General features: G+C 62.4%; 21 protein-coding genes and 1 tRNA gene. 15 read left to right on the forward strand and 7 right to left on the reverse strand.

Annotated elements, in window-relative coordinates:
- Positions 1 to 27 precede the first annotated feature (27 nt).
- Positions 28 to 903, reverse strand: a complete 876-nt coding sequence (locus DAD186_RS09515) for a serine hydrolase domain-containing protein (protein ID WP_065248470.1) — start codon at positions 901 to 903, stop codon at positions 28 to 30.
- Positions 904 to 1,001: 98 nt separating this feature from the next.
- Here DAD186_RS09515 and DAD186_RS09520 point away from each other — a divergent pair, with 98 nt between their 5' ends.
- From DAD186_RS09520 to DAD186_RS09555, 8 genes are read left to right on the forward strand one after another with little or no spacing between them, the layout of a single operon-like run.
- Complete coding sequence (locus tag DAD186_RS09520) at positions 1,002 to 1,700, forward strand: FhaA domain-containing protein (protein WP_034370950.1); 699 nt, start codon at positions 1,002 to 1,004, stop codon at positions 1,698 to 1,700.
- A 7-nt stretch (positions 1,701 to 1,707) separates the two neighbouring features.
- Entirely contained in the window at positions 1,708 to 2,220 is a 513-nt protein-coding gene (locus DAD186_RS09525; RefSeq protein ID WP_065248471.1) for an FHA domain-containing protein FhaB/FipA, read from the forward strand.
- Positions 2,217 to 3,503 (forward strand): Stp1/IreP family PP2C-type Ser/Thr phosphatase, encoded by a 1,287-nt coding sequence (locus tag DAD186_RS09530; RefSeq protein WP_065248472.1) that lies wholly within the window; start codon positions 2,217 to 2,219, stop codon positions 3,501 to 3,503. Before DAD186_RS09525 ends, DAD186_RS09530 begins: the two co-directional genes overlap by 4 nt.
- Before the next feature lie 41 nt (positions 3,504 to 3,544).
- The gene (locus DAD186_RS09535; RefSeq protein ID WP_311201287.1) at positions 3,545 to 4,912 is read left to right on the forward strand and encodes an FtsW/RodA/SpoVE family cell cycle protein; all 1,368 of its coding nucleotides are present in this window, start codon (positions 3,545 to 3,547) and stop codon (positions 4,910 to 4,912) included.
- On the forward strand, positions 4,909 to 6,354 hold the full coding sequence (locus DAD186_RS09540; protein ID WP_065248474.1) for a peptidoglycan D,D-transpeptidase FtsI family protein: 1,446 nt from the start codon (positions 4,909 to 4,911) through the stop codon (positions 6,352 to 6,354). The genes DAD186_RS09535 and DAD186_RS09540 overlap by 4 nt, the downstream gene beginning before the upstream one ends.
- A 1-nt stretch (position 6,355) precedes the next feature.
- Complete coding sequence (locus DAD186_RS09545; protein WP_065248475.1) at positions 6,356 to 7,684, forward strand: serine/threonine-protein kinase; 1,329 nt, start codon at positions 6,356 to 6,358, stop codon at positions 7,682 to 7,684.
- Between the two features lie 11 nt (positions 7,685 to 7,695).
- Positions 7,696 to 9,855, forward strand: coding sequence for a Stk1 family PASTA domain-containing Ser/Thr kinase (gene pknB, locus DAD186_RS09550; protein WP_065248837.1), 2,160 nt, complete (start codon positions 7,696 to 7,698; stop codon positions 9,853 to 9,855).
- On the forward strand, positions 9,842 to 10,531 hold the full coding sequence (locus DAD186_RS09555) for an anthranilate synthase component II (RefSeq protein WP_065248476.1): 690 nt from the start codon (positions 9,842 to 9,844) through the stop codon (positions 10,529 to 10,531). The genes pknB and DAD186_RS09555 overlap by 14 nt, the downstream gene beginning before the upstream one ends.
- A gap of 60 nt (positions 10,532 to 10,591) precedes the next feature.
- Here DAD186_RS09555 and DAD186_RS10995 read toward each other — a convergent pair whose 3' ends face one another.
- Positions 10,592 to 10,762 carry a hypothetical protein gene (locus DAD186_RS10995; protein ID WP_164497571.1) on the reverse strand — a complete coding sequence of 57 codons (171 nt, stop codon included), beginning with the start codon at positions 10,760 to 10,762 and terminating at the stop codon, positions 10,592 to 10,594.
- Complete coding sequence (locus DAD186_RS09560) at positions 10,762 to 11,502, reverse strand: class E sortase (RefSeq protein WP_223845743.1); 741 nt, start codon at positions 11,500 to 11,502, stop codon at positions 10,762 to 10,764. Before DAD186_RS09560 ends, DAD186_RS10995 begins: the two co-directional genes overlap by 1 nt.
- 162 nt (positions 11,503 to 11,664) lie before the next feature.
- Between DAD186_RS09560 and DAD186_RS09565 the strand changes: the two genes are divergently transcribed.
- The 5 genes from DAD186_RS09565 to DAD186_RS09585 all read left to right on the forward strand — a co-directional run bounded on the left by DAD186_RS09565 (position 11,665) and on the right by DAD186_RS09585 (position 14,949).
- Positions 11,665 to 11,976 carry a cell division protein CrgA gene (locus DAD186_RS09565; RefSeq protein WP_016663349.1) on the forward strand — a complete coding sequence of 104 codons (312 nt, stop codon included), beginning with the start codon at positions 11,665 to 11,667 and terminating at the stop codon, positions 11,974 to 11,976.
- Between the two features lies 1 nt (position 11,977).
- Positions 11,978 to 12,808, forward strand: coding sequence for an SGNH/GDSL hydrolase family protein (locus DAD186_RS09570; RefSeq protein ID WP_065248477.1), 831 nt, complete (start codon positions 11,978 to 11,980; stop codon positions 12,806 to 12,808).
- Between the two features lie 59 nt (positions 12,809 to 12,867).
- Positions 12,868 to 13,743 carry a hypothetical protein gene (locus DAD186_RS09575; protein WP_065248478.1) on the forward strand — a complete coding sequence of 292 codons (876 nt, stop codon included), beginning with the start codon at positions 12,868 to 12,870 and terminating at the stop codon, positions 13,741 to 13,743.
- Between the two features lie 56 nt (positions 13,744 to 13,799).
- On the forward strand, positions 13,800 to 14,750 hold the full coding sequence (locus tag DAD186_RS09580) for a hypothetical protein (protein ID WP_065248479.1): 951 nt from the start codon (positions 13,800 to 13,802) through the stop codon (positions 14,748 to 14,750).
- Positions 14,751 to 14,873: 123 nt separating this feature from the next.
- Positions 14,874 to 14,949 (forward strand) — tRNA-Arg (locus DAD186_RS09585).
- Between the two features lie 141 nt (positions 14,950 to 15,090).
- On the opposite strand, the gene DAD186_RS09590 is transcribed toward DAD186_RS09585, so the two are convergent.
- The 3 genes from DAD186_RS09590 to DAD186_RS09600 are packed head-to-tail and all read right to left on the reverse strand — an operon-like array spanning position 15,091 to position 18,316.
- Positions 15,091 to 16,794 carry an FAD-binding oxidoreductase gene (locus tag DAD186_RS09590; protein ID WP_065248480.1) on the reverse strand — a complete coding sequence of 568 codons (1,704 nt, stop codon included), beginning with the start codon at positions 16,792 to 16,794 and terminating at the stop codon, positions 15,091 to 15,093.
- Positions 16,791 to 17,501, reverse strand: coding sequence for a lysophospholipid acyltransferase family protein (locus tag DAD186_RS09595; protein ID WP_065248481.1), 711 nt, complete (start codon positions 17,499 to 17,501; stop codon positions 16,791 to 16,793). The genes DAD186_RS09590 and DAD186_RS09595 overlap by 4 nt, the downstream gene beginning before the upstream one ends.
- Positions 17,498 to 18,316 (reverse strand): SDR family NAD(P)-dependent oxidoreductase, encoded by an 819-nt coding sequence (locus DAD186_RS09600; protein WP_065248482.1) that lies wholly within the window; start codon positions 18,314 to 18,316, stop codon positions 17,498 to 17,500. Before DAD186_RS09600 ends, DAD186_RS09595 begins: the two co-directional genes overlap by 4 nt.
- Before the next feature lie 83 nt (positions 18,317 to 18,399).
- Between DAD186_RS09600 and DAD186_RS09605 the strand changes: the two genes are divergently transcribed.
- Positions 18,400 to 20,658, forward strand: a complete 2,259-nt coding sequence (locus tag DAD186_RS09605) for an HAD-IB family hydrolase (protein ID WP_065248483.1) — start codon at positions 18,400 to 18,402, stop codon at positions 20,656 to 20,658.
- A gap of 101 nt (positions 20,659 to 20,759) precedes the next feature.
- Positions 20,760 to 21,665, forward strand: coding sequence for a formate/nitrite transporter family protein (locus DAD186_RS09610; protein ID WP_065248484.1), 906 nt, complete (start codon positions 20,760 to 20,762; stop codon positions 21,663 to 21,665).
- An 85-nt stretch (positions 21,666 to 21,750) separates the two neighbouring features.
- Here DAD186_RS09610 and ppc read toward each other — a convergent pair whose 3' ends face one another.
- Positions 21,751 to 24,552: a phosphoenolpyruvate carboxylase gene (gene ppc, locus DAD186_RS09615; protein ID WP_065248839.1), complete on the reverse strand. Its 2,802-nt coding sequence runs from the start codon at positions 24,550 to 24,552 to the stop codon at positions 21,751 to 21,753.
- Positions 24,553 to 24,866: the final 314 nt, after the last annotated feature.

The following is a 24,866-nucleotide window of genomic DNA, read 5'->3' on the forward strand; positions in this document are numbered from 1 at the left end:
TAGTGACCTAGTGAACAGCATCGTTGTTCAGGATTGCGCTCGCGCCGCCCGAACGAGGGTGTCGTTGAGAGCGGGCCACACGTCGGCATGCTCCTCACTAAACGGCTTCGACGACAAAAATGCTGCGCTGAGCCCACCCGGAACCGCCTCCGGGTCAACCCAGAGAAACGACCCCGACTGGCCGAAGTGCCCAAACGTGCGCTCCGAGTTAAGGGCGCCCGTCCAATGCGGGTTTTTCTTCCCCTTGATCTCCACACCCAGACCCCAGTCATTCGGGCTTTGGCGGCCGTAACCGGGAAGAACACCGGAAAGATCCGGGAAATGAGGGCGGTGCGCGGATTCAGCAAGCTCCGACGATATGAGCGTGGGGCTCATTAACTCACGACCAAGCACAAGAAGATCCTCGATGCTTGCGCGGTAGTCTTTGGCTGGCGAGCCGGCCACCTCGACGCTCTCCATCCCCAGCGGCTCCGTCACGCTCTCGCACACCCACCGCTCAAAGTCCGTGCCGACCGCGCGCGCAACAACGCGCCCGAGTTGCTCAATACCCGCATTCGTGTACATGCGGCGCTTTCCGGGCGCGGCAAGAAACTCCCCGCCCTCGAACGCATAACCGGCGGCGTGGGCAAGCAAGTGTTCGACCGTGCAGCCCTGTGGAGTCTCGTCACCCGCAGCATCGTCGAGGGCAAGAGCTCCGCGATCGATCGCGACGAGCGCGGCGTATGTCGCGATCAGCTTCGAGACGCTCGCGAGCGGGAACACTCGGTCAAGGTCCCCGTACGCGGTGATTAAGCGACCGTCGGAACTGATGAGGCCAACGGCCGAATCAAAGCTCAAGGGCGAGAGGAGCGACTCAAGAGACTCCGGATCAACGTGGGCGGGATTCGCGTGCACATCACTCATGCACCAATCCTCCACCACATCCTTACATCTGAACGAATCGTGCATGCGGCGCACGCGATAGACTCGCGGCGTACGACGTTTACCCAAGGAGACCCACGTTGAGTTTTCTCGACCGAATCGAGCGCAGCCTCGACCGCGGAGTGTCGAACGTGTTCTCGCGCGGCGGCAGCATTAAGCCGCTTGACCTCGCCCAGGGGCTCAAGCGCGAATGCGACGACCAGATCCAGGTCCTCGATCGCGCCCGCACGCTCGCACCCAACACGTACTCCGTGTACCTCAACTCCGTGGACTACGAACGCTTCGCCTCGTGGGAAGACACCCTCGTGGAAGAGCTGCAGCGAATCCTCGTGGACCACGCCGATCAGCAAAAGTACCTGTTCGTGGGCAATGTGACGGTCGCCCTCAAGCGCGATGACGAGGTCAAGGCCGGCCGGTTCGAAACGGAATCGAGCACCGAACGCTCCTCGCTCGCACCCGCCACGACCGGCGGCGAAAACTTCCAGCCGATCCTTGAGATCGACGGCCAGCAGTACCTGCTCACGGGACGCGTGACCGTGATTGGCCGCGGGGGCGATAGCGACATCATTCTCGACGACACGGGCGTGAGCCGCCACCACCTCGAATTGCGCGTGGATGGCACCGCTATGACCGCGACTGACCTCGGCTCGACGAACGGCACGTTCGTTAACGGCGAGCGCATCACGACCCCTACCGGTCTGCCCGATGGCGCCACGATCCGCATCGGTCGCACTCGCCTCACCGTCATTCTGCCCTCGGGCGCTCCCTCCGAGTGGTGAGGTCTGCGTGAGCGAGCTAACCCTCATCGTTCTGCGCTTCGGCTTCGTCGTCGCGCTGTGGCTCTTCGTCATCGTTGCGCTCATCGTGATGCGCAACGACCTCTTCGGAACCACGGTCATTACGCGCGGCGGGAGCGGCCGAAAGGCAGGGGCTGAGCGGCGCACCGTAAGCGACCCTTCTGCGCTCCATCAAGGGCAGAAAACCACCGACCCGAATGCCGTGCAAACCCAGCTTGTTGTGACCGCCGGTCCGCTTCGCGGCACCACCATTCGCCTCGCAGCCTCGCCGATCCTTATTGGCAGGGCCCCCGAATGCACACTCGTGCTCTCAGATGAGTACGCTTCCAACCGTCACGCACGGGTATTCCCGCACGACGGCGAATGGTATGTCGAGGACCTGGGCTCCACTAACGGCACGACGCTCGCCGGCAAGCCGCTCGAAGGCTCCGCGCCCTTCAAACCGGGCGCCGCCATCACGATCGGCAACACCCAAATTGAATTGAGGCGAGGCCCCCGATGACCATCGCGTTGCGCTACGCCGCGAAAACAGACGTCGGGCTCGTACGCTCGAACAACCAAGACTCCGGTTACGCCGGCTCGCACCTCCTCGTCGTCGCCGACGGCATGGGTGGCCACGCCGGCGGTGATGTCGCAAGTTCCGTTGCGGTGGGGACACTCGCCGAACTCGAAACCGACGCTCCCGGAACCGACATCGTCGCCGCTCTTGAAGGCGCGGTTCTCGATGCCAACGACGCGATCCTGAGGCGCGCACGCGAAGAACCACAGCTCGCGGGGCTCGGCACGACCGTCACCGCGCTCCTTCGCGCGGGCAATAAGTTCGCGCTCGTCCATATCGGTGACTCACGCGCCTACCTCGTACGCAATGGCCAGTGCACGCAGGTCACAAAGGATCACACGTTCGTGCAGCGTCTCATCGACGAGGGCCGCCTTACGCCCGAAGAAGCCGAACGCCACCCGCAGCGCTCCATGATCATGCGCGTTCTCGGCGACGTTGACGCCGATCCAGAACTCGACCTGAGCCTCAAGCCCGCCGTCCCGGGTGACCGCTGGATGCTGTGCTCCGATGGCCTTTCGGGCCTCGTATCTTTCGAGACGATCAGCGACGTCCTCGCCACGGTCGAGGACCCCGAGGAATGCGCCGAGCACCTCGTCGAACTCGCCCTCAAGGCCGGCGGCCCAGACAACATCACGTGCGTCATCGCGGATGTCATCGATCTTGACACTCTCCGCAAGGGCGATCCAGGCCCCTCGAGCGGGAGCGTCGTGGTTGGCGCCGCCGCACGCGACCGTCACCGCCCCACCGCTGCAACGGGCCCCGCGGCGCGCGCCGCGGCCCTCACCCGCGAAGAAGCACCCTACGAAGACGAAGACTACGAAGAGGAACCTCCCCGGCGCTCCACGTGGCCCGTGATTGCCCTCTTCGCCCTCATCGGTGCGCTTCTCGTGGGCGGAGGGTGGTTCGCTTACGACTGGACGCAGGACCAGTATTACGTGGGCAGCAACGGCGAAAACGTCGTGGTCTACAAAGGCATCGCCCAGGACCTCGGCCCGCTCTCCCTCTCCCACGAAGAGCAAGTCACCGACGTTGCCCTGAACGATTTGCAGCCCGTGACACAAACCCAGGTCACGAACACCATCAGCGCGAAGAACCGCGAGGATGCCGACCGCATCGTTGCACAGCTCGCAGCCGAAGAGAGCCTCTCGAAGGACACCTCCACGGACGCGAGCGATCAGGGCGGCGCGAGCGACTCGAGCGGTACCCCCTCGGACGGTGGGCGATAGTGGCAACGGTGATCAGCTACCAGGCACGGACAAGGCGCATTTTGCACCTTGTTCTGCTCGTTGCCGCTTTTGCGATCGGTCTCGGCGCTAATGTCCTCGTGGATCTCGGTCGCAACGACCAAATCTCCTCCTTGACCTGGTGGCAGATCGGTGCTCTCGGCGTCGCAGCGTTGCTCACGTACATCGTCGCGTCGCTGCGGATCTCCTATGCCGACCCGCTGCTCTTGCCGATCGCTTTCCTCGTGAACCTCGTGGGTCTCGCCACCATCAAGAGCGTTGACCTCGTCTACGCCAAATACACGTCGTGGGGGCACGGTTTCGCCTCACGCCAAATCATGTGGACCGTACTCGGCCTCGCCTGCGTGATCGGTGTCCTGGTGCTCATGAGGGATCACCGCCAGCTACGTCGCTACACCTGGATCACGGGAGCCGTCGGACTCCTCTTCCTGCTCCTCCCACTCGCACCCGGCATCGGTGCCGCGAACTACGGGGCGCGCATTTGGATCCGTATCGCGGGCTACTCGTTCCAGCCCGCCGAGGTCGCGAAGATCCTCTTTGCCATGTTCTTCGCGGGCTTCCTCGTGTCAAGGCGCGATACCCTCGCTCTTGCGGGCCCGCGCATCCTTGGCATCACGCTCCCCCGCTGGTCCGATCTCGGTCCGCTTCTTTTCGCGTGGGCAGGCGCGACCGCCGTGCTCGTTTTCCAAAACGACCTTGGCACCTCGCTTCTGTTCTTCGGCCTGTTCGTCGTGATGCTTTACACGGCCACGGATCGCCTCAGCTGGTTCATCATCGGCGCGCTCATGTTTGCCCCTCCCGGGATCTACTACGTGCTCAAGCTCGGACACGTACAGCGGCGCTTCGAGTGTTGGCTCGACCCCATGAGCCGCGAGAACTTCAGTAACTGCGGGCAAATCAACAACGGCATCTTCGGCATCGCGAACGGTGGAATCTTCGGCACGGGGTTCGGTGAAGGCCGCCAAGACACGGTCCCCTTCGCGCAGTCCGACTTCATTTTCGCCTCGGTCGCGGAAGAGATTGGCCTCGTGGGCGTGTTCGCGCTCCTCGCGCTCTACGCGCTTTTCGTGCAGCGCGGACTCCGCTCGGCGGTGGGGATTTCCGACGGTTACGGGAAGCTCATCGCGGCCGGGCTCTCTTTCACACTGGGCCTTCAAGTATTCATCGTCGTGGGAGGCGTGACGCGAGTGATCCCTCTGACGGGTCTCACGCTGCCGTTTATGGCGGCGGGCGGCTCGAGCCTCGTGGCGAACTGGATCATCGTGGGGCTGCTCATGAAGCTCAGCGACGCGGCTCGACGGCCCGCTGCCCGCAGCCTCGGCGAAACTGAAAAAACGATCGCGGTCGAGCAGCACTCACGGCGCACCATGGACGCGGAGGTGACCGCATGAACAAGCCGCTTCGCCACGTTTCACTCGTGCTCGCCGTGCTCCTGCTCTTCCTCTTCGGCTCCACCACGTACTTCCAGGTCATCAAAGCGGAAGAGCTCAACTCCAATGGCCGCAACGCCCGCACGATTTACAACGAGTTTGGCCGCCCACGCGGGCCAATCGTCGTGGACGGCGTGGCAGTCGCCTCAAGTACGAAGGTCAACAACCGCTACGGCCTCAAGCGCGAATACGCTCGTGGCCCCCTGTACGCACCCGTCACCGGCTACAACAGCGTCGTGTACGGGTTCGGCGGCATGGAAAAGGCCGCAAACGAAGAGCTTTCGGGCAAGGCTGATTCACTCTTCTACGACCGGCTTATGACCGTGCTTTCGGGTCACGACCCTCAAGGCGCGCAGGTCGAACTCACGATTAATGCGAAGGCGCAAGAGGCCGCCTACGAAGCCCTCGGCAATCGCCGGGGAGCGGCCGTGGCGATCGACCCCACCACGGGCGCAGTGCTCGCGATGGTCTCAACCCCGAGCTACGACCCGAATGCCCTTGCCTCGCACAACTCAAAAGACGTGCAAAAAGCATGGAAGCAGCTCAACGACGACCCGAATAAGCCCATGCACAACCGTGCAATCGCGGGGAATCTGTACCCGCCGGGCTCAACGTTTAAGCTCCTCGTGGCCGCAACTGCGCTCGATTCCGGCGGCTACACTCCCGAATCGGAGATCCCCGGCCCCGGAAGCTATCAGCTGCCGAACTCGTCAGTCTCCCTGGCGAACCACCCGAGGGGCGACACCTCCCCATGCGGCCCGAATGATGTGTCGAGCTTGCAATCGGCTCTCGAGCAAAGCTGCAACACCTCATTCGCGATGCTCGGCGTGCAGCTTGGCGAAGACTCTCTGAAGAAGAAGGCCGCCGAGTATGGCTTCGGCGAGAAAATGGAGATTCCCCTCGCCGTCACGCCCTCCTCGATCGCCTCCGACATGGACGACGCGCAGCTCGCCATGAGCTCCATCGGCCAGTACGAAGACAAGGTGACCCCGCTCCAGATGGCGATGATGGCCGGGTCTTTCGCCCACGACGGGATCGTCATGGAGCCCCAGCTCATCAAGTCGGTGCGCACGGGTGACCTCAAGGAAATCACGACGCTCACCCCGCACAAGAAGAGCCAGCCGCTCTCCGCCGCAAATGCCGCGCAGATGCGGCAAATGATGGAAGCCACCGTCACCGACGGTACCGCCAAGCGAGCGCAGATCGACGGTGCCGACGTGGGCGGAAAAACGGGAACGGCGCAGTGGGCGAAAGGGAAAAAGCCCCACTCGTGGTTCGTTGGCTACGCAATCAAAGGCGACAAGAAGGTCGCGGTGGCCGTTGTCGTCGAAGAAGGCGGCTATGGAAGCGCCGTCGCAACCCCCATCGCGCGGGACCTCATGAAGGCAGTGATCGAGGAATAGCATGAAAACACGTAAAGGACTCGTTCTCGAAGGACGCTACGAGCTCACTCGCCTTATCGCCACGGGTGGCATGGGCCAGGTCTGGGAAGGCAAGGACAAGGAACTCGACCGTCCCGTTGCCGTCAAAGTTCTGCGCGAGGAATTCGCGGGCGAAGAGGGCTATCTCAAGCGTTTCCGCGCAGAGGCACGCCATACCGCCGCCCTCGCACACGAAGCGATCGCTGGCCTCTACGACTACGGTGAGCTCGATGGCCGCGCCTATATCGTGATGGAGCTCGTCAAGGGCCGGCCGCTCTCCGACATCATCGAGGAGAATCCCGATGGCCTCGGCGAAGAGCGCGTCATCGCCATCCTCAAGGAGCTCTCGAAAGCGCTCGACGCCGCGCATGTGAAGGGCGTCGTGCACCGCGATGTCAAGCCCGAGAACGTTCTCGTTGACGACAAGAACGACTGGGCGCTCAAGATCACCGACTTCGGCATCGCCCGGTCAAATGACCAGGCGAAACTCACGAAGACGGGCCTCGTGATGGGCACCGCGCAGTACCTGTCACCCGAACAGGCAATGGGCAAGCAAGCCACGAGCCTTTCCGATATCTACGCGCTCGGCATCGTCGCCTACGAAATGCTCACCGGTTCCCGCCCCTTCACGGGCACGAGCCAGGTGGAGATCGCGATGGCCCAGGTCAAGGAAGCGCCGCCGGAGCTTCCCGAGCGCATCAACGCGGATCTGCGGCGCCTCGTCATGATGATGCTTGCGAAGGCTCCCGCGAACCGGCCACGCTCGGCAGCCGTTGTTGCACGCATACTCGACTCGATCGAACGAGGCGAAGAGCCGCGTTTCGGGACGAGCGCCGTTCGTGCACCGGGCGCACGCTCAGACGCGGGCGCCACCTCGAAGAAGAACGACGGCACGCACTCGAGCCGCAAAATCACGTCGAAGGCCAACTCTCGTACGGCAAATCCGATTTCCCCCACGGGAACGCGGACTGCGGCGATGCCGCTTGCGGGCGTCGGGTCGAAACCCGTCACGATCCGCTCGTCGTCCACGGCGGCTTCGGCACCAAGCGCGCGTTCGGCCGCGAGCGCCAACTCCGCAGCGAGCGCGAGCAGCGAGCACAGTGAGGCGGCTCGCCGCGGGACATCCACGGGGCAGAGCGTAGGTAAGGTCAGCTTGCCGCTCATCATCGTCATTGCGGTGGTCGTGATCGCTGCAATTGTGGCAATTCTCGTGGGGACGGGGGTCGTGTCCCTTGGCGCGAGTGCAGATTCATTAGACTGGACGGGCGCGGACGTCAGCGCACTTTTGAGGAAGGCTACGGTGACATTGTGAGTGAAGATCGCATGTTGCTCAGCAACCGCTACGAAATCGGACGCCTTCTCGGGCGCGGCGGTATGGCTGAGGTATATCTTGCGCGCGACACGCGCCTGCACCGCACTGTCGCCCTCAAGGTTCTGCGCTCGGATCTCGCTCGCGACCCGCACTTCCAGGAGCGCTTCCGTCGCGAAGCGCAGTCGGCTGCAGGCCTCAACCACCCCACCATCGTGGGCGTCTACGACACGGGCGAGGATCACCGCACGGAGCCCACCGGCGAAGAAGTGACGATCCCGTACATCGTCATGGAATACGTCGAGGGTGACACTCTGCGTTCGTTCATCTCCGCAGAAAACCCGATGAGCGAGCATCGCGCTGCGGCGGTCATGGAGGGCGTGCTGAGCGCGCTTGAGTACTCGCACAACGCGGGCATTGTTCACCGGGATATCAAGCCCGGCAACATCATGATCACGAAGAACAATGAGGTGAAGGTCATGGACTTCGGTATCGCTCGCGCGGTATCCGAGTCCACGGCGGCGATGACGCAAACCCAAGCGGTGATGGGCACGGCGCAGTACCTCTCGCCGGAGCAAGCACGCGGCCAGCAGGTGGATGCGCGCAGCGACGTGTACTCGGCCGCCGTCGTGCTTTACGAGCTCCTCACGGGCCGCCCGCCGTTCACGGGGGACTCCCCCGTATCGATCGCCTACCAGCACGTTCGCGAGACTCCAGTTGTCCCTTCGACGTACAACCCGAACCTCGGTAAGTACATGGATGCCGTCGTGCTCCACGGCCTCGCGAAAGATCGCGAGGTGCGCTACCAGAGCGCCGCGGATTTCGCGAAGGACATTCGCGATGCCGCTGCAGGCCGTGAGCCGCGCATCCTCGGCGCGGCCGCCGCGGGCGCTGCTGGCCCCGCGAGCGCCGAAGCGGCAACGCAGGTCCTAAGCCCCTCGGATTTCTCGACTCCGGACTCGTTCCAGGACCAAGAAACTCAGATCATCCCCGCGCACACGGCTCCACTCGCCACCTCGAATGCCCCCGCCGCAGGTTCAGCTTCGCCCGCACCTCGGGGGGCACACAGCGCTATTGAGGAGATCGCGCCGGAAGAGGAGAAAAAGAGCCATGCGGGTATGTGGATTGCCGCGCTCATCGTTCTCCTCCTCGTCGTGGCTGGGGCCGCGTGGTGGTTCATTGCGCAGCAGAATCGCGAGCCTGAGCAGGTGAGTGTTCCCTCGGTCGTGGGCATGGCGGAAAGCGATGCGAAAAACACCCTCACCGAGGCGGGGCTGACTCCACAGTTCTCCGAGGAAGCAAGCACGGAAGTCGACGAAGGCCTCGTCATCTCGACCGACCCAGAGGCCGACACCGACGTGGTCAAGGGCTCAACCGTCAACGTTGTCGTCTCGAGCGGTCCCGATGCCGCTGCCGTCCCGAAGCTCGAGGGCCTCACTAAGGACGAGGCGAAACAGGCCCTCGAAGAGGCCGGCTTCTCCATGTCCGTTGCCGGTACGGAAGACTCCGCCGAGTTCGACAAGGATGTTGTGCTCCGGTCCGAGCCGAGCGAGGGCGCGAGCGCGCCGGAAGGCAGCGCCGTAAAGGTGTGGGTCTCGAGTGGCCAGGTGGAGGTTCCCAGCGTGGTTGGGTTCACCCAGTCCGACGCCGAACAGGCCCTCAAGGATGCCGGATTTGAGGTGACTGTAGCCGGCCGCGAGGCGAAGGACGGCGAAACGATCGGCACCGTTCTCGAGCAAACACCCGCCGAAGGCAAAGCAGCAAAAGGCTCGACCGTGCGTCTCGTCGTCGCTGCAGAAGCCGGACCGGTGACGATCCCGAATGTGGTGGGCCAAACTCTCGAGGACGCTCGTGCCCGCTTGAGCGACCCAGCTCTCAACCTTGGCACTCACGTACAAGAGGAGTTCTCTGCCACCGTGGAAAAGGGACGCGTTATCCGCACGGATCCCGAGGTTAATTCCGAGGTGAAGTCGGGCTCGAGCGTCACGATCATCGTGTCGAAGGGTCCGGAACCCACGCCAACGCCTGAACCTACGCCGGAGACGACCACCCCCGCGCCAACGGTTTCGCCAGTCAACGGGAATGGCAACGGCAACGGGAATGGCAACGGCAACGGGAATGGCAATGGCAATGGCAAAGGGAACGGTCGGGGCCGCGGTAATGGCGGCAACTGAACACTCAAGCGCCCCGTGCCGCATCCTCGTTGTCGATAATTACGACTCGTTCGTGTACACGATCGTCGGGTACCTCGAACAGTTGGGGGCCGAATGCGTCGTCGCGCGCAATGATGCCATCCCCGAATCCACGGGCGGCACCCCCGATCTTTCGGAGTTCAACGGGGTGCTCATCTCCCCCGGTCCCGGCAACCCTCTCACCGCGGGCTGCACGCTCGAGGTGATCGGCGAATGTGCCCGTACCTCAACTCCCATGTTTGGAGTCTGCCTGGGCCTGCAATCGCTCGCCCACTATTTCGGTGCGACCGTGACGCACGCGCCGCAGCTCATGCACGGCAAAACGAGCCTCATCCATCATGATGGTCGCGGCCCCTTCGCGTCGCTTCCTACACCTTTTGAAGCGACGAGGTATCACTCGCTCGCGGTTGTTCCCGAAACGGTTGATGAGGACATTCTTGAGATCACGGCCCGCGCTGACGACGGCAGCATCCAGGGGCTGTCTCACAGAAGCCTTCCACTTCACAGCGTGCAGTTCCACCCGGAGAGCGTGCTCACGAGAGGCGGGCATGCGATGCTCGCCTTCTTCCTTGAGCTTGCCGAGGGCCGCGATGGCTCACGCGCAAAGGACCGCGCCCGCGGGCTCGCACCCCTCCTCACGCCCGTCACCCCTCACTGAGGACGCACCGAAGGTTCCGTGTCGAGGGGCACGCCTTCGCCGCTTGCCTCGCTGAACGCGCTAGTAAGCGGCGAGGGCCGAAACTGTGCCTTGGTTGAACGGCATATACGGTGCGATCACGGGGAACACCCACCCGAACAGCAGCACCACGAGGGCCGCAAAGAGGATGAGTAGCACGAGCACCTTGACCCACCATGGGCCCGGAATGATCCTGTAGAGCCAGCCGTACATTACTTCTTTACCTCCGCAAGCTCTTTGGGGATGCCCTTGCTGCGATCAACCCAGTGGTCGTACTTCGCGTACGTGATGTAACGTTGCGCGGCTGAATACATGGGGTGGCACGCCGTCATGGTGAGCATCCGCTCCGTGGGCTCCTCCCCCGGTTTATTCGGAACCGGGGCAATCACCTGCACGTCGTTCGGCTGCACAATCTCCGATCCCGTTACGTAATACACGTAATAGGCCTTCGGACCTTCAACAATCACCGGATCACCGGGTTCAAGCCGCGCGATATCGTGAAGCGGCCGGCCATACGTCGAGCGGTGACCGGCGAACGCAAAGTTCCCCACTTCGCCGGGAAGGGCCGTGTCGGGGTAGTGGCCGTTGCCGATCACGTTGAGGACCTTCTCCATGCTCACGCCCTCGGCCATGGGAGACGTGGCCTTATCGAACTTCGGCACGTGAAGCTCGCCCCACACCTCGTTTTCTTTAACATTCTCGATCTTCGGCGGTTCACCTTTTTCCGGCGGCGCAATCTTCTTAGGCGACGGCCCGCCCCACTTCGACTGAAGCTCCTGAATAATCACCGCGTGCTCGCGGTCGGCAACGACGTCTGTCCACCACAGCTGCCACACAACAAAAAGGAGGAGGAAAGCTCCGACGGTAATCAACAGTTCGCCGAGCACACCGATAATGCTCGAGGCTATGCCGCGTTTACGCTCAGGCACTCGCCTGTGGCGGGAAGAGGTCACAATGTCTCCGATTCGGAAGGGGGTTTAATCGGCAGGCGTCGGAATCAAACGAACCTACTCCTTCACGCACTGTACCCTAATATATGCCGCTGCCGGCACCGCTCCCACCCCTCGGGGCGGGGCCGACACCCTCGTTCCAGTTGTGAAAGGTTACCGTTACCCATGGCCAAGAAAGTTCGGCGCTCCTCGACCATTCCCACCCAGCAGAATCAACCCGCACGGGATCGAGTGACACGCGCCGAGGCCGAAACCCGCCGCTCACGTCGCGCACAAGAAAGCGCCGCCGAGGCCTACAAACCGAGCCCCGCGTGGCTCGTGCCCACCGCCGTCACACTCCTCATCCTCGGCATTTTGTACATGGTCGTGTATTACATTTCGAGTGCGCAGTATCCGCTCCCCATTGGCGATTGGAACCTCGCCGTCGGCATCGGCATCCTTCTCGCGGGCGGGGGACTCCTGACTTTCTGGAGGTAGCATGAGCGACACACAAACCGCACCCCTTCACCCATGGCGGCGCTTTGTCGCCATCGGTGACTCGTTCACGGAAGGTATCGGCGACCCCGATCCGAACGTTCCAGGCGGGGTCCGCGGTTGGGCAGATCGTGTCGCCGAAGAGCTCGGGCGCACGTGCCCCGATTTCGCGTACGCGAACCTCGCAATCCGCGGCCGGCTCTACAAACAAATCATCGAGGAGCAGCTCGAACCGGCGATCGATCTCAAGCCGGACCTCGTGAGCTTCTTCGCGGGCGGCAACGATGTGATCCGTCGCGGCGATCCCGACGCGATCGCCTCCGATATCGAGGTCGCCGTCGCTCAACTCGCCGAAACGGGCACCGACATCATCCTGTGGACCGGCCCCGACGTTGGCAACACTCCCGTTCTGAACCTCATCCGAGGGCGTTCCGCGATCTACAACGAAAACATGCGCACGATCGCGAAGCGCTACAACACTTTCGTTGTGGACCTCTGGGCCACCCGCCAGCTCGTGCACGAAGGCATGTGGGCCGAGGACCGCCTGCATTTTTCACCACTCGGCCACCACACGATTGCGCGCGAAGTCCTTGCCACCCTCGACGTCCCGAACGAGCTTCGAGAATTTAAGCCCCACGACCCGCCGCAGCGCACGTGGCGCCAGGATGCCGAGAAGGACCTCGTGTGGGCTCGCGACCACCTCGGTCCCTGGGTGATGCGGCGCATTCGCGGTGAAAGCTCGGGAGATGCCGTGCATCCCAAACGACCCGAAGCCTCCCCCGTCTTCGGCGAGGGCATGCCGCCGGGCTCAGCTTCCCGGGAAGCGGAAGACTAGCGGCGCTCTTGTGCGATAGTGTGCACTCGGACACAACCCTCCTACCCCTAGGCATCCTCATGACGATGACTCAGCCACGCGCACTCAAAAAAATTGCAGCCCTCCTGATGATCCCCTTCGTCCTCCTCGTCGCCGGTTGCGGCAAGCTGGAGGCAACGCTCACCGTCGAGAGCGACGAGAAGGTCGTGTTGGAGGGAGTCGTGACCGGGCAGACCTCCTCACTTGATCTGATCGGCGCGACCCCCTCGGACGTATGCTCCGCGAAAGACACCACCAATGACGGTGGAGAAACGACCCAAGGCAAGGTCGAGGTGAAACTGACGGAAAGCGGCGACACCTTCGAATGCGAGTTCACCAGTACGGTCGAGGACGCCAAGGACATCAAGAAAATCCTCACCTACGACGAAGATTCGAACACGTACACGCTAAAAAGCATGTTGCCCCTACCGCGGATCGCCGACCAGCTCGCCGGAGGCGGTTTTACGGCTGACGTCACGATCGTCATGCCCGGCAAGGTCACGGAGTCGAGCGTCGGCACAATCGACGGCAACAAGGTCCACATCACCGATATCAAGGAGTTTCTCTCGGAGTACGAGATCAAGTCCGAAGGCTCCGGTTTCCCCTGGCTCATCGTCATCATCGTCGTGGTCGTGCTTGTCCTTCTCTTCGTCGTCGTCGCAGCCGCAGCCGCACTCTTCTTCCTGATGCGCAAAAAGAAGAAGGGGGCCGCCGCGAACGTCCAGAATTTCCAGCAGCAGGGCCAGCCTCCTTTTAGCCAGAACCCCTCGCCCGCCTTCCCCCAGCAGGCTCAGCAGTTCCAGCAGCCACAATGGTCGCAGCCGCACAACCAGGCGCCGCAGCAGAGCCAGCCACCTCAGGGCAACGGTCCCCAGAACTTCTACGGCGACCAGGGTCCCACTTCTGCCAACCACTAACCAGCCATCGTTGTCGACCAGCACACACCCGCGTTTTCATGAAAGAAAGGTTCCACGTGACGCACACACAGCCACGCTTCCTCAAGAAGTTCGCCGCCTTGATCGCCATCCCGTTCATGCTTCTCCTCGCGGGTTGCGGCAAGCTTGACGCGACCATCAACATCGAGAGCCCCGAAAAGATCACCCTCGAGGGTGTCGTCTCAATAAAGAAATCCTCGCTCGAGGAAATCGGCATGACCCCCTCTCAGTTCTGCGGCGATGAAGCTCTTAAGGAATTTACTGGTGAGACCAAGCCGGATCTCAAGCTAGAGGAGAAAGACGACGAGGTCGTGTGCACTTTCTCTGGCCAAAAGGATGAAAAAAACCCCATGGGCGATGCCTTGAAGTACGACGAGGAATCGGACACCTACACCTACCACGAAGACTCGAAGGGTTCATTTGGTGACCAGGCGGCGGCTGCCGGCTTCAAGGTCGATTTCACCTTCGTTTTCCCCGGCAAGGTCACCGAATCGAGCGTCGGCAAGATCGACGGCAACAAGGTCCACATCACCGACACGAAAGAATACTTCTCCGACATCAACATCAAGGCCGAGGGCAGCAGCTTCCCCTGGCTCATCGTCATCATCGTGGTCGTTGTTGTTCTTCTCCTTGTCCTTGCGGCGGTCGTCATCGGCGCCCTCGTGTTCATGAAGCGCAAGAAGAAGTCCGGTGCCGGCGACGCACACTTCCAGCAGCAGGGATCCTTCCAGAACTCGATCCACGGAGGTGCGCAGCCGCAGGGGCAGCAGGCACAGCCGAGTGCCCAGCCGAGCTTCGGCCAGCACCCCTCGCAGGGCACCTCTAACGCGCCCCAGCCGCCGAGCTACCAGGCTCCCCAGCAGGGCAGCTATGAAGCACCGCAGCAGGGGCAGCAGCCGCCTCAGCAGGGTTTCCAGGGGCACTCGTTCAGCGAACCTGGCAATCAGGGTCCTCAGGACAACCCCGGCCAGACCTTCGGTAAGCAGTAACCCCACCGCGCCCTGAGAGCATCACAACCGAGGGCCCGTGACTAGACTCACGGGCCCTCGGCTCGCACTTCGGGACGTACCGGAGTAAAGTAATACAGGTCAGTTCGAGAGAACAGACAAAAAGCGCCCGTAGCTTAACGGATAGAGCATCTGACTACGGATCAGAAGGTTGGGGGTTCGAATCCCTCCGGGCGCGCCAGCAACTAGGCCCTCCACTTCGGTGGAGGGTTTTTGCGTTCTCCACCGTTCATGGAGAGTGTGCCCCATGCGGAACGCCGCACCCCACCCGGCATGGGCGAGTGTGCGGCGTTCTCTTCGACCTCGATGGCCTGGGCGAATGTCAGGAGACGATCTTGCCGGGGTTGAGGTTCTTGCCCGGGTCCTGAGTCTCGTAGAGGTCACGCATCATCTTGACGCCGAGCGGGCCCACCTCTTCCTCAATCCAGGGCTGGTGCTCGGTTCCGACCGCGTGGTGGTGCGAGAGGGTGCCGGCGTGCTTCTGGAACTCACTTTGCACCGCATGCTTGATCGCCGTGTACTGCTCGAGCATGACCTCGTTGTTCGCGTAAGGAACGGCGAACGTGAAGTACAGGCATGCACCCTGGTGATAGCTGTGGCTCATGTGGCAGAAGAAGAAGCCGGGAATCCCGAGCTCCTCGAGCTTCGCGTAGAACGTGTCGTACACCTTCGAGTGCATCTCGTTGATCCGTGCCCACGTGGTGCCCGTATCGGAAACGTCGCCGAACACGTTGAGGCCAAGAAGGAAGTCACGAAGGTAGGGAGTATCGAACTTCTTCTGGTCATAGATCGCCCCGGGCCCCGCACCGAGAGTAATGCCGCCGGCCTTCTTGACGATCTTCTTCACTGCGGCCTGCTCGCGGCTGATCTGGGCTTTCGACCCCTCGAAGCACACGTAGCTCATGCACATCTCGTTCTCGGTGTCCCAGCCCTTCTTGCGCAGGTACGCGAAAAGGGTGTCCTGGACCTTACGGGTGATCTCGCCCTTTTTATCCTTGGGCTCCTTGAGCATCGAGAGGCTAAAGGCGGTCTCGGGGCCGTCGCTCAGGCGCGTGAACACGGGGTGGACTTCGCTACGGGCAATGGCGTGCATGGCGCGGATGCCGGATTCCCAGTCGGGGAACATGTACGCGATGACGACGCGGTTTTCTGCCATGCGGTGCACGCGCACGGTGCATTCCGTGATGACGCCGAGGCGGCCTTCGGAGCCGAGGATCATTTCGTGAATGCTCGAGCCGGAGTCGCGGCCGGGAATCGGCTTGGTCTCGACGATCCCGTCGGGGCGCACGACCTTGAGTCCTCGCACGATGTCCTCGATGTCGCCGTAGCGATCGGACTGCATGCCGGTCGAGCGGGTCGCAGCCCAGCCACCGAGCGTTGAGTACGTGAACGAGTCGGGGAAGTGCCCCATCGTCCATCCGAGCTCGTTGAGCTGCTCTTCGAGGTCCGGGCCGTACACGCCGGCATCGACGCGTGCGAGGCCCGAGGTGTCGTCGATCGAGATGACCTCGCGCATGCGGCCGAGGTTGATCGTGATGATGGGGCGCTTCTCGTCAACGTTGGGGGTGACCGAGCCGGAGATTGAGGAGCCGCCGCCGTAGGGAATCGCCACGAGATCGTGCTCGACGATGTAGGCGAGGATTTGCTGGACCTCGTCGTCACTCTTCGGGTAGATCACGGCGTCGACGATGCGGGCAAAATCCCCGGTGCGCGCGCGGAACAGGTCGATCACGGAGCGGCCGAAGGAGTGGACGACGCGGTACTCGTCATCATCGAGAAGGTTGTCCTCCCCCACAATGCCGGCGAGGGCGACGCGGTCCTCGGCACCGAGGCGGCTCGAGGGAACCTCATAGTCGCTCAGCTGCGGCTCCGGCGCCGGCGTGAGCTTCTCGAGATCCATGCCGATCTTGGACTTGGCGAAGCCGGGGAAAGCGGGCTTGTTGTCCCAGCGGAAGGTGATGTCGTCAAGACCCCACCCCCACCACTTGTGTCGCTTAACCTCGCGTGCCGAAATAGGGCTGTTCATGACGCTTGCTCCTCGGGTGGTTGGGTTCCCATGATGGCTAGGTAATTCTGGGTTTTGAGAGTTCCGACGGCTTCCTGAATCCGCGCGTTGAAACTGAGGGCGCTTTCGCCCTCCTCCGCGCGCATGGGCGCACCGAACACCACACCGACGGGAGGCTTGCCCGGTTTGGGCCAGCTTCGACCTTTCGGCATCGCTTCGTGTGCGCCGATAAGCGCGGCGGGAATGACAGGGATGTTTTCAGTGATGGCAAGGGAAGCCGCGCCGGGTTTGAACTCGGCCATCTTCCCGGTTTTTGAACGCGTGCCTTCGGGGAAAACGAGCACGGGGACGCCCGCGGTGAGCAGTGTTCGCGTGATGCCCGAGTGCTTGCGGGAGCCGTCGCGGTCGATGGGGAATGCGTTGAAGAGCGCTCGCACGAAGATGCGGCGGTACCAAATGTCAAAGAAGTACTCTCGCGCGACGCCCGTGGAGAGGTATTTTCCCTGGGTAAAGGGGAGACCTTGAGCAAGCATGGGTGCATCGAGGTGGCTCGAGTGGTTGGCGACGAGCAGGAATGCGCCGCGCACCTTTTTCACCTTGGGGTTGACGATGATCTTTTGCGTGACGGCGCTTTTCACGACGCCCTTGAAGCCGATTCGCACGAGCAGCGCGCGAAGGTAGGCGCGCCAGGGCGAACGATAGAGGGAAGGGTCGTGATACTTGCTCACTTGGTTCCCTTCTTGGGGGCTTTCGACAGTGGTTTTTCTTTATCGCGCCGCTTCGTAAACCATGCCGCAATCGAATGCATGATGTTCCGGGGAGCGGTGCGGGCGAGGAAAGCGAGCACCTTGAAACGCTTTGAGGGCACGGAGATGAGCTTTCCGCGTGCGACATCATCGAGGCATTCTTTGACGAGGCGCTCGGGAGAAAGCCACAGGAAATCCGGGATCGACGAGCCGGAGATGCCGGCGCGCTCGTGGAATTCGGTGCGCACCCAGCCCGGCTGGAGCGAGGTCACGTGCACGCCGCTTCCCGCGAGACGAACCGCGAGGGCTTCGGTATAGGTGTTGCCCCACGATTTGATCGCCGAATAATTGTTCTGCGGGAGATACCCGGAAACGGAGTTCACGTTGATGATCCACCCCTTGCCGCGCCGAGCCATCGCGCGACCGGCCGCATTCGAGAGGTGAAGCACGGCCTTGATCATGACCTCGATCCCCGAGTCATGAAGCGAGAGGTCATCGCCGAGAATGTCGCTGCGCACACTGAAGCCCGCGTTGTTGACGAGGATGTCAACGGCGGGGTGTTCGATGCTTTCTTGCGTAAGACGCGCTGCGACGCGGTCCCGCTCAGCTTCCACTTCGAGGTCGCACACCATTTCTTCGACATCGATGCCGTAGCGGGTGCGGAGGTCTTGAGCGAAACGCGAGAGGCGATCGGCATTGCGAGCAACCAGCACGAGGTCGACACGCCGCTTAGCGAATTCGCGCGCGAAAGCGGCCCCGATACCAGAGGTGCCGCCGGTGATGAGGGCCCTATGCATGGCCCCTACGATACACTAGGCCCGCGCGCCCACGAGCGCGCCCCAATACTTTCACCATTGCTCGATCGCGAGGATTTATCCGCATGTCTGTGCCCTCTACCAGCGCAAATACTCAGTATCGCGAAGTTCTTCTTACCGGGGCCACAGGCTTTCTAGGCCAGGCTGTTCTTCAAGCTTTCCTCGAGCATTTCCCCGAGGTTCGCGTGACGGCGGTTGTGCGCCCGAAGGGGACGCTCACGGGGAAGAAGCGTCTTGCCACCTTGCTGCGCAAGCCTTCGTTCACCTCGTGGAGTGATCGCGTAGGCGAGGACGCCGTGCGCAAAGCCTTCGAGGAACGCACCGACGTCATCGAGGGCGACCTGACGAATCTTCCCCCGCTCGAGCGCACTTTCGATGTCGTTGTGCACTCGGCGAGCTCGGTGAGCTTCGACCCGCCCATTAACGAAGCCTTCGCCACGAATGTGGGGGGAGCCAAGAACCTCTACGAGGCACTCCTCGAGTCGCAAAAGACCCTCCCGGGCGGCCAGGATCCCCACGTCATTCACGTGTCCACTTCGTACGTGAGCGGTCTCGCCAAGGGCCTGTGCCGCGAGGGCCGTCTCACGCACGATGTGAGCTGGCGCGAAGAGTACGACGCCGCGTTCGCCGCGGCTCGAGAGGTCGATGCGCTCTCGCGCACGCCAGAACAAATCAGGAAGAACCTGCGCCTCGCCGAGCTGAAGAGCGGCAAGATGGGCCCGAAGGCAATCGCCTCGGTCGCGGAGGATGCCCGCCGCGCGTGGGTGCGCGCCCGCCTGCAGGATTACGGACTCCAGCGCGCGAATTCGCTTGGCTGGACCGACATTTACACGTTCACGAAGGCCATGGCCGAGCGCGTCGGCGAGGAAATGTGGGCCGATTCCGGCCACCGCCTGAGCTTCGTGCGCCCCGCGATCATCGAATCCGCTGTCTCTCACCCCTTCCCTGGCTGGATCGACGGGTACAAGGTCGCCGACCCGCTCATCATGGCCTACGGCAAGGGCCGGCTCTCGGAGTTCCCGGGCCTGCCCGATTCGATTCTCGACATCATCCCCGTCGACCACATCGTTGGCGTGATCCTCGCCCTCGCAACTCAGAACGTTGAGCGCACGGGTGATGAGGCGTACTACCAGGTTGCCTCGGGTAACTCGAACCCGCTCCCCCTTCACGAGATGGTGAGTATCGTCCACGACTACTTCGTGGAGAATCCTCTGACGGACGACAAGGGCGAGCCGATCGCGGTTCCTATGTGGACCTTCCCCTCCGTTGATTTGGTAGAGGCGAAGTTCTGGGCAACCAATAAAGCAGTCAAGGCAGCCGAGGTTGCCGTCGGACGCCTCCCCGGCACTCGCACTACCCGCGCCTGGGCTGGCAAGCTCCACAAGAACTCCGCGGGCCTCGACACCCTCAAGAAATTCATGGGGCTCTACAAGGCGTACACGAAGACCGAAATGGTCTTTGACGATGCGAACACGCGCGCGCTTCGCGCCTCGCTCCCGAAGGAGTTCCTCGAGAAGTACGACTTCGACATCACGGATCTCGACTGGCGCTCCTATTTCCGCGATCACCACCTGCCCGCGGTCACCGAACTCACGAACGCCTACTCACGCCAGAAGGCGGCCCGCAAGGCTCGAGCCGAACGCAAGCCGAGTGAGCTGACAGCCTCGAGCGACGCTCTTGCCGTGTTTGACCTCGACGGCACGGTGATCGCGCAGAACATTGTGCAGCAGTACCTCGCGATCGTGAAGGAAACGCGTTCAAGCGCCGGTGGCGCAAAGGAAGTCGTCAAGCTCGCGGGGGCGCTCCCCCAGTACCTGCGCAATGAGCAACACTCGCGCTCGGAGTTCATTCGAAGCGTCATGCGCCGTTACAAGGGCTTCAGTGTCGCGGAGCTCAAGGAAGTTCTTGCGGGTGAGCTCGGCGAGAAGGTGCGGGGCCAAATCAGGGCTCAGGCGCTCGAGCGCCTCGAGGAGCACCGGGCTGCTGGTCACCGCACAATCCTCATTACGGGGGCCCTCGACATTCTCGTGGAGCCGCTCGCAGATCTCTTCGACGAAGTCGTCGCGACCCACATGCACGAAGAAAACGGCGTGCTCACGGGCTACCTTGCTACTCCCCCGGTCGTGGGAGAAGCCCGCGCGAATTGGCTCAAGAAGTACGCGCACAACGGGAACTTCGATCTCGCCCATTCTTACGGCTATGGCGATTCGCATGCCGACGCCGCCTGGCTCGCAGTGCTCGGACACCCCACGGCGATCTCCCCTGACCTCGGCCTTTACGCCGAGGCAAAGAAGAATCGCTGGTCAATTCTCGAGTGGAAATAGACGCTGATTTCCACTAATGACCGGGCGAGGGCGTAGGCTAGGGACACGGCGCACAGTGCGCTACTGCTCCCTTTATCCCTTACTCCTAAAGGAGACGTCCCATGGACGACCTCGCAAACAAGATTAATATCCCGCCTGCGCCGGCCATGGCGAAGGCTGTCGAAGATGGCATGTACGCGAAGGCCACGATGCCGGCATGGAAGATTTTCTGGCTCGGCCTCACCGGCGGTGCCTACATCGCCTTCGGCTTCATCATGTTCGTGACCACCCAGCAGGGTGCTCCCGGCGAATGGCCGCTCGGCATCACAAAGATGATCGGTGGCGCGCTCTTCGCGACCGGCCTCATCATGGTCATCAACTCCGGTTCTGACCTCTTCACGGGCACAACCCTCAACGTCATGCCGTTCCTGTCGAAGCGCATCACGGCCGGCCAGCTGTTCCGCCACTGGGGCCTCTCCTACGTCGCAAACTTCATCGGTTCGGTGACGATCGCAATCCTCGTGTTCCTCGCGAACACCCCTGCCACGAACAAGAGCGCGTGGGGCCTCATCATCCTCAACGTCACGAAGGGCAAGCTTTCGCTCGACTGGGGCAACGCTTTCGTGCTCGGTATTCTCTGTAACTTCCTCGTGTGTATGGCCGTGTGGCTGACCTTCGCGGGCCGTTCGTTCCTCGACAAGGGCCTCGCCATCGTCGTACCGCTCGTGATCTTCGTGTCCACCGGCTTCGAGCACTCGGTCGCGAACATGTTCATGCTTCCCATGGGCTGGCTCATCAAGACCTTCGGCGCGGATGCCTTCTGGGCTGGTGAAGCCGTCACGAACGCTGGCGTCACTGCCGCGGACTTCGACATGATCAGCTGGGACAAGATCATCCTCGGCAACCTCCTCCCCGTGACCCTCGGCAACATCATCGGTGGCGCCCTGTGCGTGGGCTGCTACTTCTGGGTGGCCTACCGCAAGGATGCCATCAAGGCCGAGCGCGCAGCCGCTGTCGCCGCTAAGTAACGGCGCACCTTCCTCGCCAACAGTCAAAGGCCCGGCTCCCTCACATCGAGGGGCCGGGCCTTCACGTTGACCGTGCTGCGGGGAATCAGCCGGTGTTCTTCATACCAGCGGCAACCCCGTTGATGGTCGTCAGCAGAGCGCGCTTTTCCGCATCCGTAATCTCGATGCCTCGTTCGTGCGAATCGCGCACACGCTGCAGCATCGCGACCTGCATGTAGCTAATCGGGTCGAGGTAGCGGTCACGCACCTCGAGGGTCCTCTTGAGCACGGGCGAGTTGTCGAGAAGGTTCAGCACACCCGTAAGGCGCTCGATTTCGGCAACCGCGAGCTCGTACTCCTCGCGGATCGTCTCGAACAGATGCCACAGGCGCGTGGGCACAAGAGAGTGCACATAGTGCGAAGCGATACCCATGTCGGTTTTCGCAAGCGTCATCTCCACGTTCGAAATGACCGTGCGGAAGAAATGCCAGTTCTCGTACATTTCCTTGAGGTCGTCCTCGTAGCCGGCCTCGCGCGCAGCCTTGAGGCCTGAGCCCGCGCCGAACCAGCCGGGGACGATCTGGCGGGACTGCGTCCAACCAAACACCCACGGAATGGCGCGCAAACCGTCGAGGCCTTTTTCGCTCGTCGTTCGCTTAGAGGGGCGCGAGCCGATCTTCAAGTCACCAAGCTGCTCCACAGGCGTGGACGCCACGAAGTACTCGGGCAGGTCGGGATCGTCAATGAGGGTGCGATAGCGCGCGAAGGAGGCGTCGGAAAGACTTTCCATCACCGTGCCGAAGCGCTCCAGATCTTCAGGGCTCGTGCGGGGCTTTCGGTGCAGAGCCGAGCCCTGCATGACCGCCGCGAGCGAAAGGTCGAGGTTTTCGCGTGCGAGCACGGGCAGCATGTATTTATCGGAGATGACCTCGCCCTGTTCGGTGAACTTGATTTCACCCTCGAGAACACCGTAGGGCTGGGCCAGGATCGCGTCATACGTGGGGCCACCGCCGCGTCCGACGCTTCCCCCGCGACCGTGGAACAGGCGGAGGGTCACGTTGTGTTTGGCGGCAACATCGCGAAGGCGGCGCTGCGCCTGATGGATCTCCCACTGGCTCGTGATGACGCCCGATTCCTTGTTCGAATCGGAATAGCCGAGCATAATCTCGTGGCGATCGCCGCGAAGGCGCACGATCTCGCGGTAGCTCGGGTCACTGAGGAGTTCGTCGAGGATCTCGCCGGCGTGGCGAAGCTCTTCGACAGTTTCGAGGAGAGGGCTAAAGCCGATGTCCGCGCGGGGTTCGTCGCCCGCAAGGTTCACGAGTCCGGCTTCGCGCGCGAGCAGTGCCACGGCAAGGATGTCGTCGGCGCCGCGGGTCATCGAAACGATATAGGTCTGGATGACATCGGGGCCGTACGTACGCTGTGCCGTGCGGATTTCGCGGAACACGTTGAACGTGTTCTGCACCGAGGGATCGAGCGGTGATTCCTCCCCGAGAAGCTGCGCGCTGGCGAGTGGTCGCTTCGACGCAAGCTCGGAGGAGAGCACCTTCGTGCGCTCTTCGCGCGTGAGCTCCCCGTAGGCCTTGTCGAGTTCGCCCACGCGGTCGAACATCTCCGCGAGGAGGTCATGATGTTTTTCGGCGTGCTCACGCACGTCCATGATGGCGAGGTTGAGACCGCTGCCAGCGAGAACGGACTGCGCGAGGGCTACCGAACCGTCGGCCATGAGGTCACCGCGGTGAGTACGAAGTGATGCGCGCAGCTCTTCGAAGTCGTCCTGGAGCTCCGCACCCGTGAGATAGTCGACGCCGGGCTCGTGGGCCTCGCCATTGTGGATGCGCTTGCGCGTTGCCGCGAGTTTCGCTCGCATCGAGAACAGCTTGAGCCGGTAGGGCTCGTGGGCGAAGAGCTCGAACTGTTTCTCAGGGACAAACGCGAGGGCCTCTTGATCCTTTTTGAGACTCTCGTTGAACTCCTGGTCTTCACCGATGAGGGTTGAGCTCATCGACAGTTCAAGCGTGAGCGAATCGAGGAACGCCTCGGCAATATCGATCGCGGCATCGGCCTGAAGTTTGAGGACTTCGCGCGTGACATCGGCGGTCACATACGGGTTGCCATCGCGATCGCCGCCAATCCAGGAGCCGAAACGCAGCGGCACCTTCCTCACGGGAAGATCCGCGCCGTAGTCGCGCAGTTCGTGGCGAAGGGCGTCGAGGACCTCGGGAAGAGTATGGAGGTAGAGAGAACGCAAATAGAAGATGGCGTTGCGCGCCTCATCTTGGGGCGTTGGCTGGGTGCGGCGCAGCTCGTCGGTCTGCCAGAGCGCCTCGATCGTCTCTGCAAGGTCGCGATCCTGCTTTTTACGCGCACGCGTGCCTTCGTCGGTGTCGGTTTCGAGGAGGGTGGACACGCGACGCAGCTTCGTGAGAACCGCGCGGCGCGATGCTTCGGTGGGGTGGGCCGTGAAGACAAGGCGCACATCGAGTTCATCGACCGTGCGCTGAAGCTCCTCGGCCCCGGCTTCTTCTGCAATCGACCGCACCGTGCGAGGGATCCACGAATCGTTTTCGTTCTGCCCCTGCAGTTCTCGCACGCGATAGGTCTGCTCGGCGGCATTCGCGAGCAAGAAGTACTGCGTGAATGCGCGGGTGAGTTCCGTGGCCTGCTCGATGGGCAGTTCCGCGAGGCGGCGCTGCACGCGCATCGTGTCCTCGGCCGATTTCGACTGCTTCGATTGCTTCGCAAGTTGGCGCACCTCCTCAACCAAGTCGAGGAGTTCTTGGCCGTGCTGATCGGCAAGCGTTTCACCGAGGAGTGTGGAAAGCCTACGCACAGTCGCGCGAAGCGGCGCGTCAATGAGCGGGTCATCACCCACGACCGGGAATTCCGCTGTCAATGTGGGCACGTTGTGAAGGCTATCGTCGTGCTGTTCGCGCACCTGAAACCTCTCGTTTGGAAGCGGGTGGCACCCGTGGCGAACCGAAAACACCGGCGCGGCGCCCGCGGTCCCCCATCAGCGCCGAATGAGCCGGGGCCAGTCTACTCCCCCACGCGTCCCACCTGCATCCACGGGGTTGAACCGCATCCGACACGCATTGCAGCGAGTGATACGAGGCACTCCAGCGCGTTCGTTACCTATGCGACGCCACGTGGAAAATCAACGCGGCAAAGGTTAAAAGAGATTCCCCCACCCGCGTTTAAGCGGGCGGGGGAACATCC

Source organism: Dermabacter vaginalis, assembly GCF_001678905.1.
GTDB lineage: Bacteria > Actinomycetota > Actinomycetes > Actinomycetales > Dermabacteraceae > Dermabacter > Dermabacter vaginalis.

What these genes read in the sequence shown, in the direction of transcription:
- DAD186_RS09540 (WP_065248474.1), top strand. Translation starts at nt 4,909, where the DNA reads ATGAACAAGCCGCTTCGCCACGTTTCACTCGTGCTCGCCGTGCTCCTG.
- DAD186_RS09605 (WP_065248483.1), top strand. Translation starts at nt 18,400, where the DNA reads ATGTCTGTGCCCTCTACCAGCGCAAATACTCAGTATCGCGAAGTTCTT.
- DAD186_RS09575 (WP_065248478.1), top strand. Translation starts at nt 12,868, where the DNA reads ATGACGATGACTCAGCCACGCGCACTCAAAAAAATTGCAGCCCTCCTG.
- DAD186_RS10995 (WP_164497571.1), bottom strand. Translation starts at nt 10,762, where the DNA reads ATGTACGGCTGGCTCTACAGGATCATTCCGGGCCCATGGTGGGTCAAG.
- DAD186_RS09590 (WP_065248480.1), bottom strand. Translation starts at nt 16,794, where the DNA reads ATGAACAGCCCTATTTCGGCACGCGAGGTTAAGCGACACAAGTGGTGG.
- DAD186_RS09530 (WP_065248472.1), top strand. Translation starts at nt 2,217, where the DNA reads ATGACCATCGCGTTGCGCTACGCCGCGAAAACAGACGTCGGGCTCGTA.
- DAD186_RS09570 (WP_065248477.1), top strand. Translation starts at nt 11,978, where the DNA reads ATGAGCGACACACAAACCGCACCCCTTCACCCATGGCGGCGCTTTGTC.
- DAD186_RS09515 (WP_065248470.1), bottom strand. Translation starts at nt 903, where the DNA reads ATGAGTGATGTGCACGCGAATCCCGCCCACGTTGATCCGGAGTCTCTT.
- DAD186_RS09555 (WP_065248476.1), top strand. Translation starts at nt 9,842, where the DNA reads ATGGCGGCAACTGAACACTCAAGCGCCCCGTGCCGCATCCTCGTTGTC.
- DAD186_RS09565 (WP_016663349.1), top strand. Translation starts at nt 11,665, where the DNA reads ATGGCCAAGAAAGTTCGGCGCTCCTCGACCATTCCCACCCAGCAGAAT.
- DAD186_RS09545 (WP_065248475.1), top strand. Translation starts at nt 6,356, where the DNA reads ATGAAAACACGTAAAGGACTCGTTCTCGAAGGACGCTACGAGCTCACT.
- DAD186_RS09610 (WP_065248484.1), top strand. Translation starts at nt 20,760, where the DNA reads ATGGACGACCTCGCAAACAAGATTAATATCCCGCCTGCGCCGGCCATG.
- DAD186_RS09600 (WP_065248482.1), bottom strand. Translation starts at nt 18,316, where the DNA reads ATGCATAGGGCCCTCATCACCGGCGGCACCTCTGGTATCGGGGCCGCT.
- pknB (WP_065248837.1), top strand. Translation starts at nt 7,696, where the DNA reads ATGTTGCTCAGCAACCGCTACGAAATCGGACGCCTTCTCGGGCGCGGC.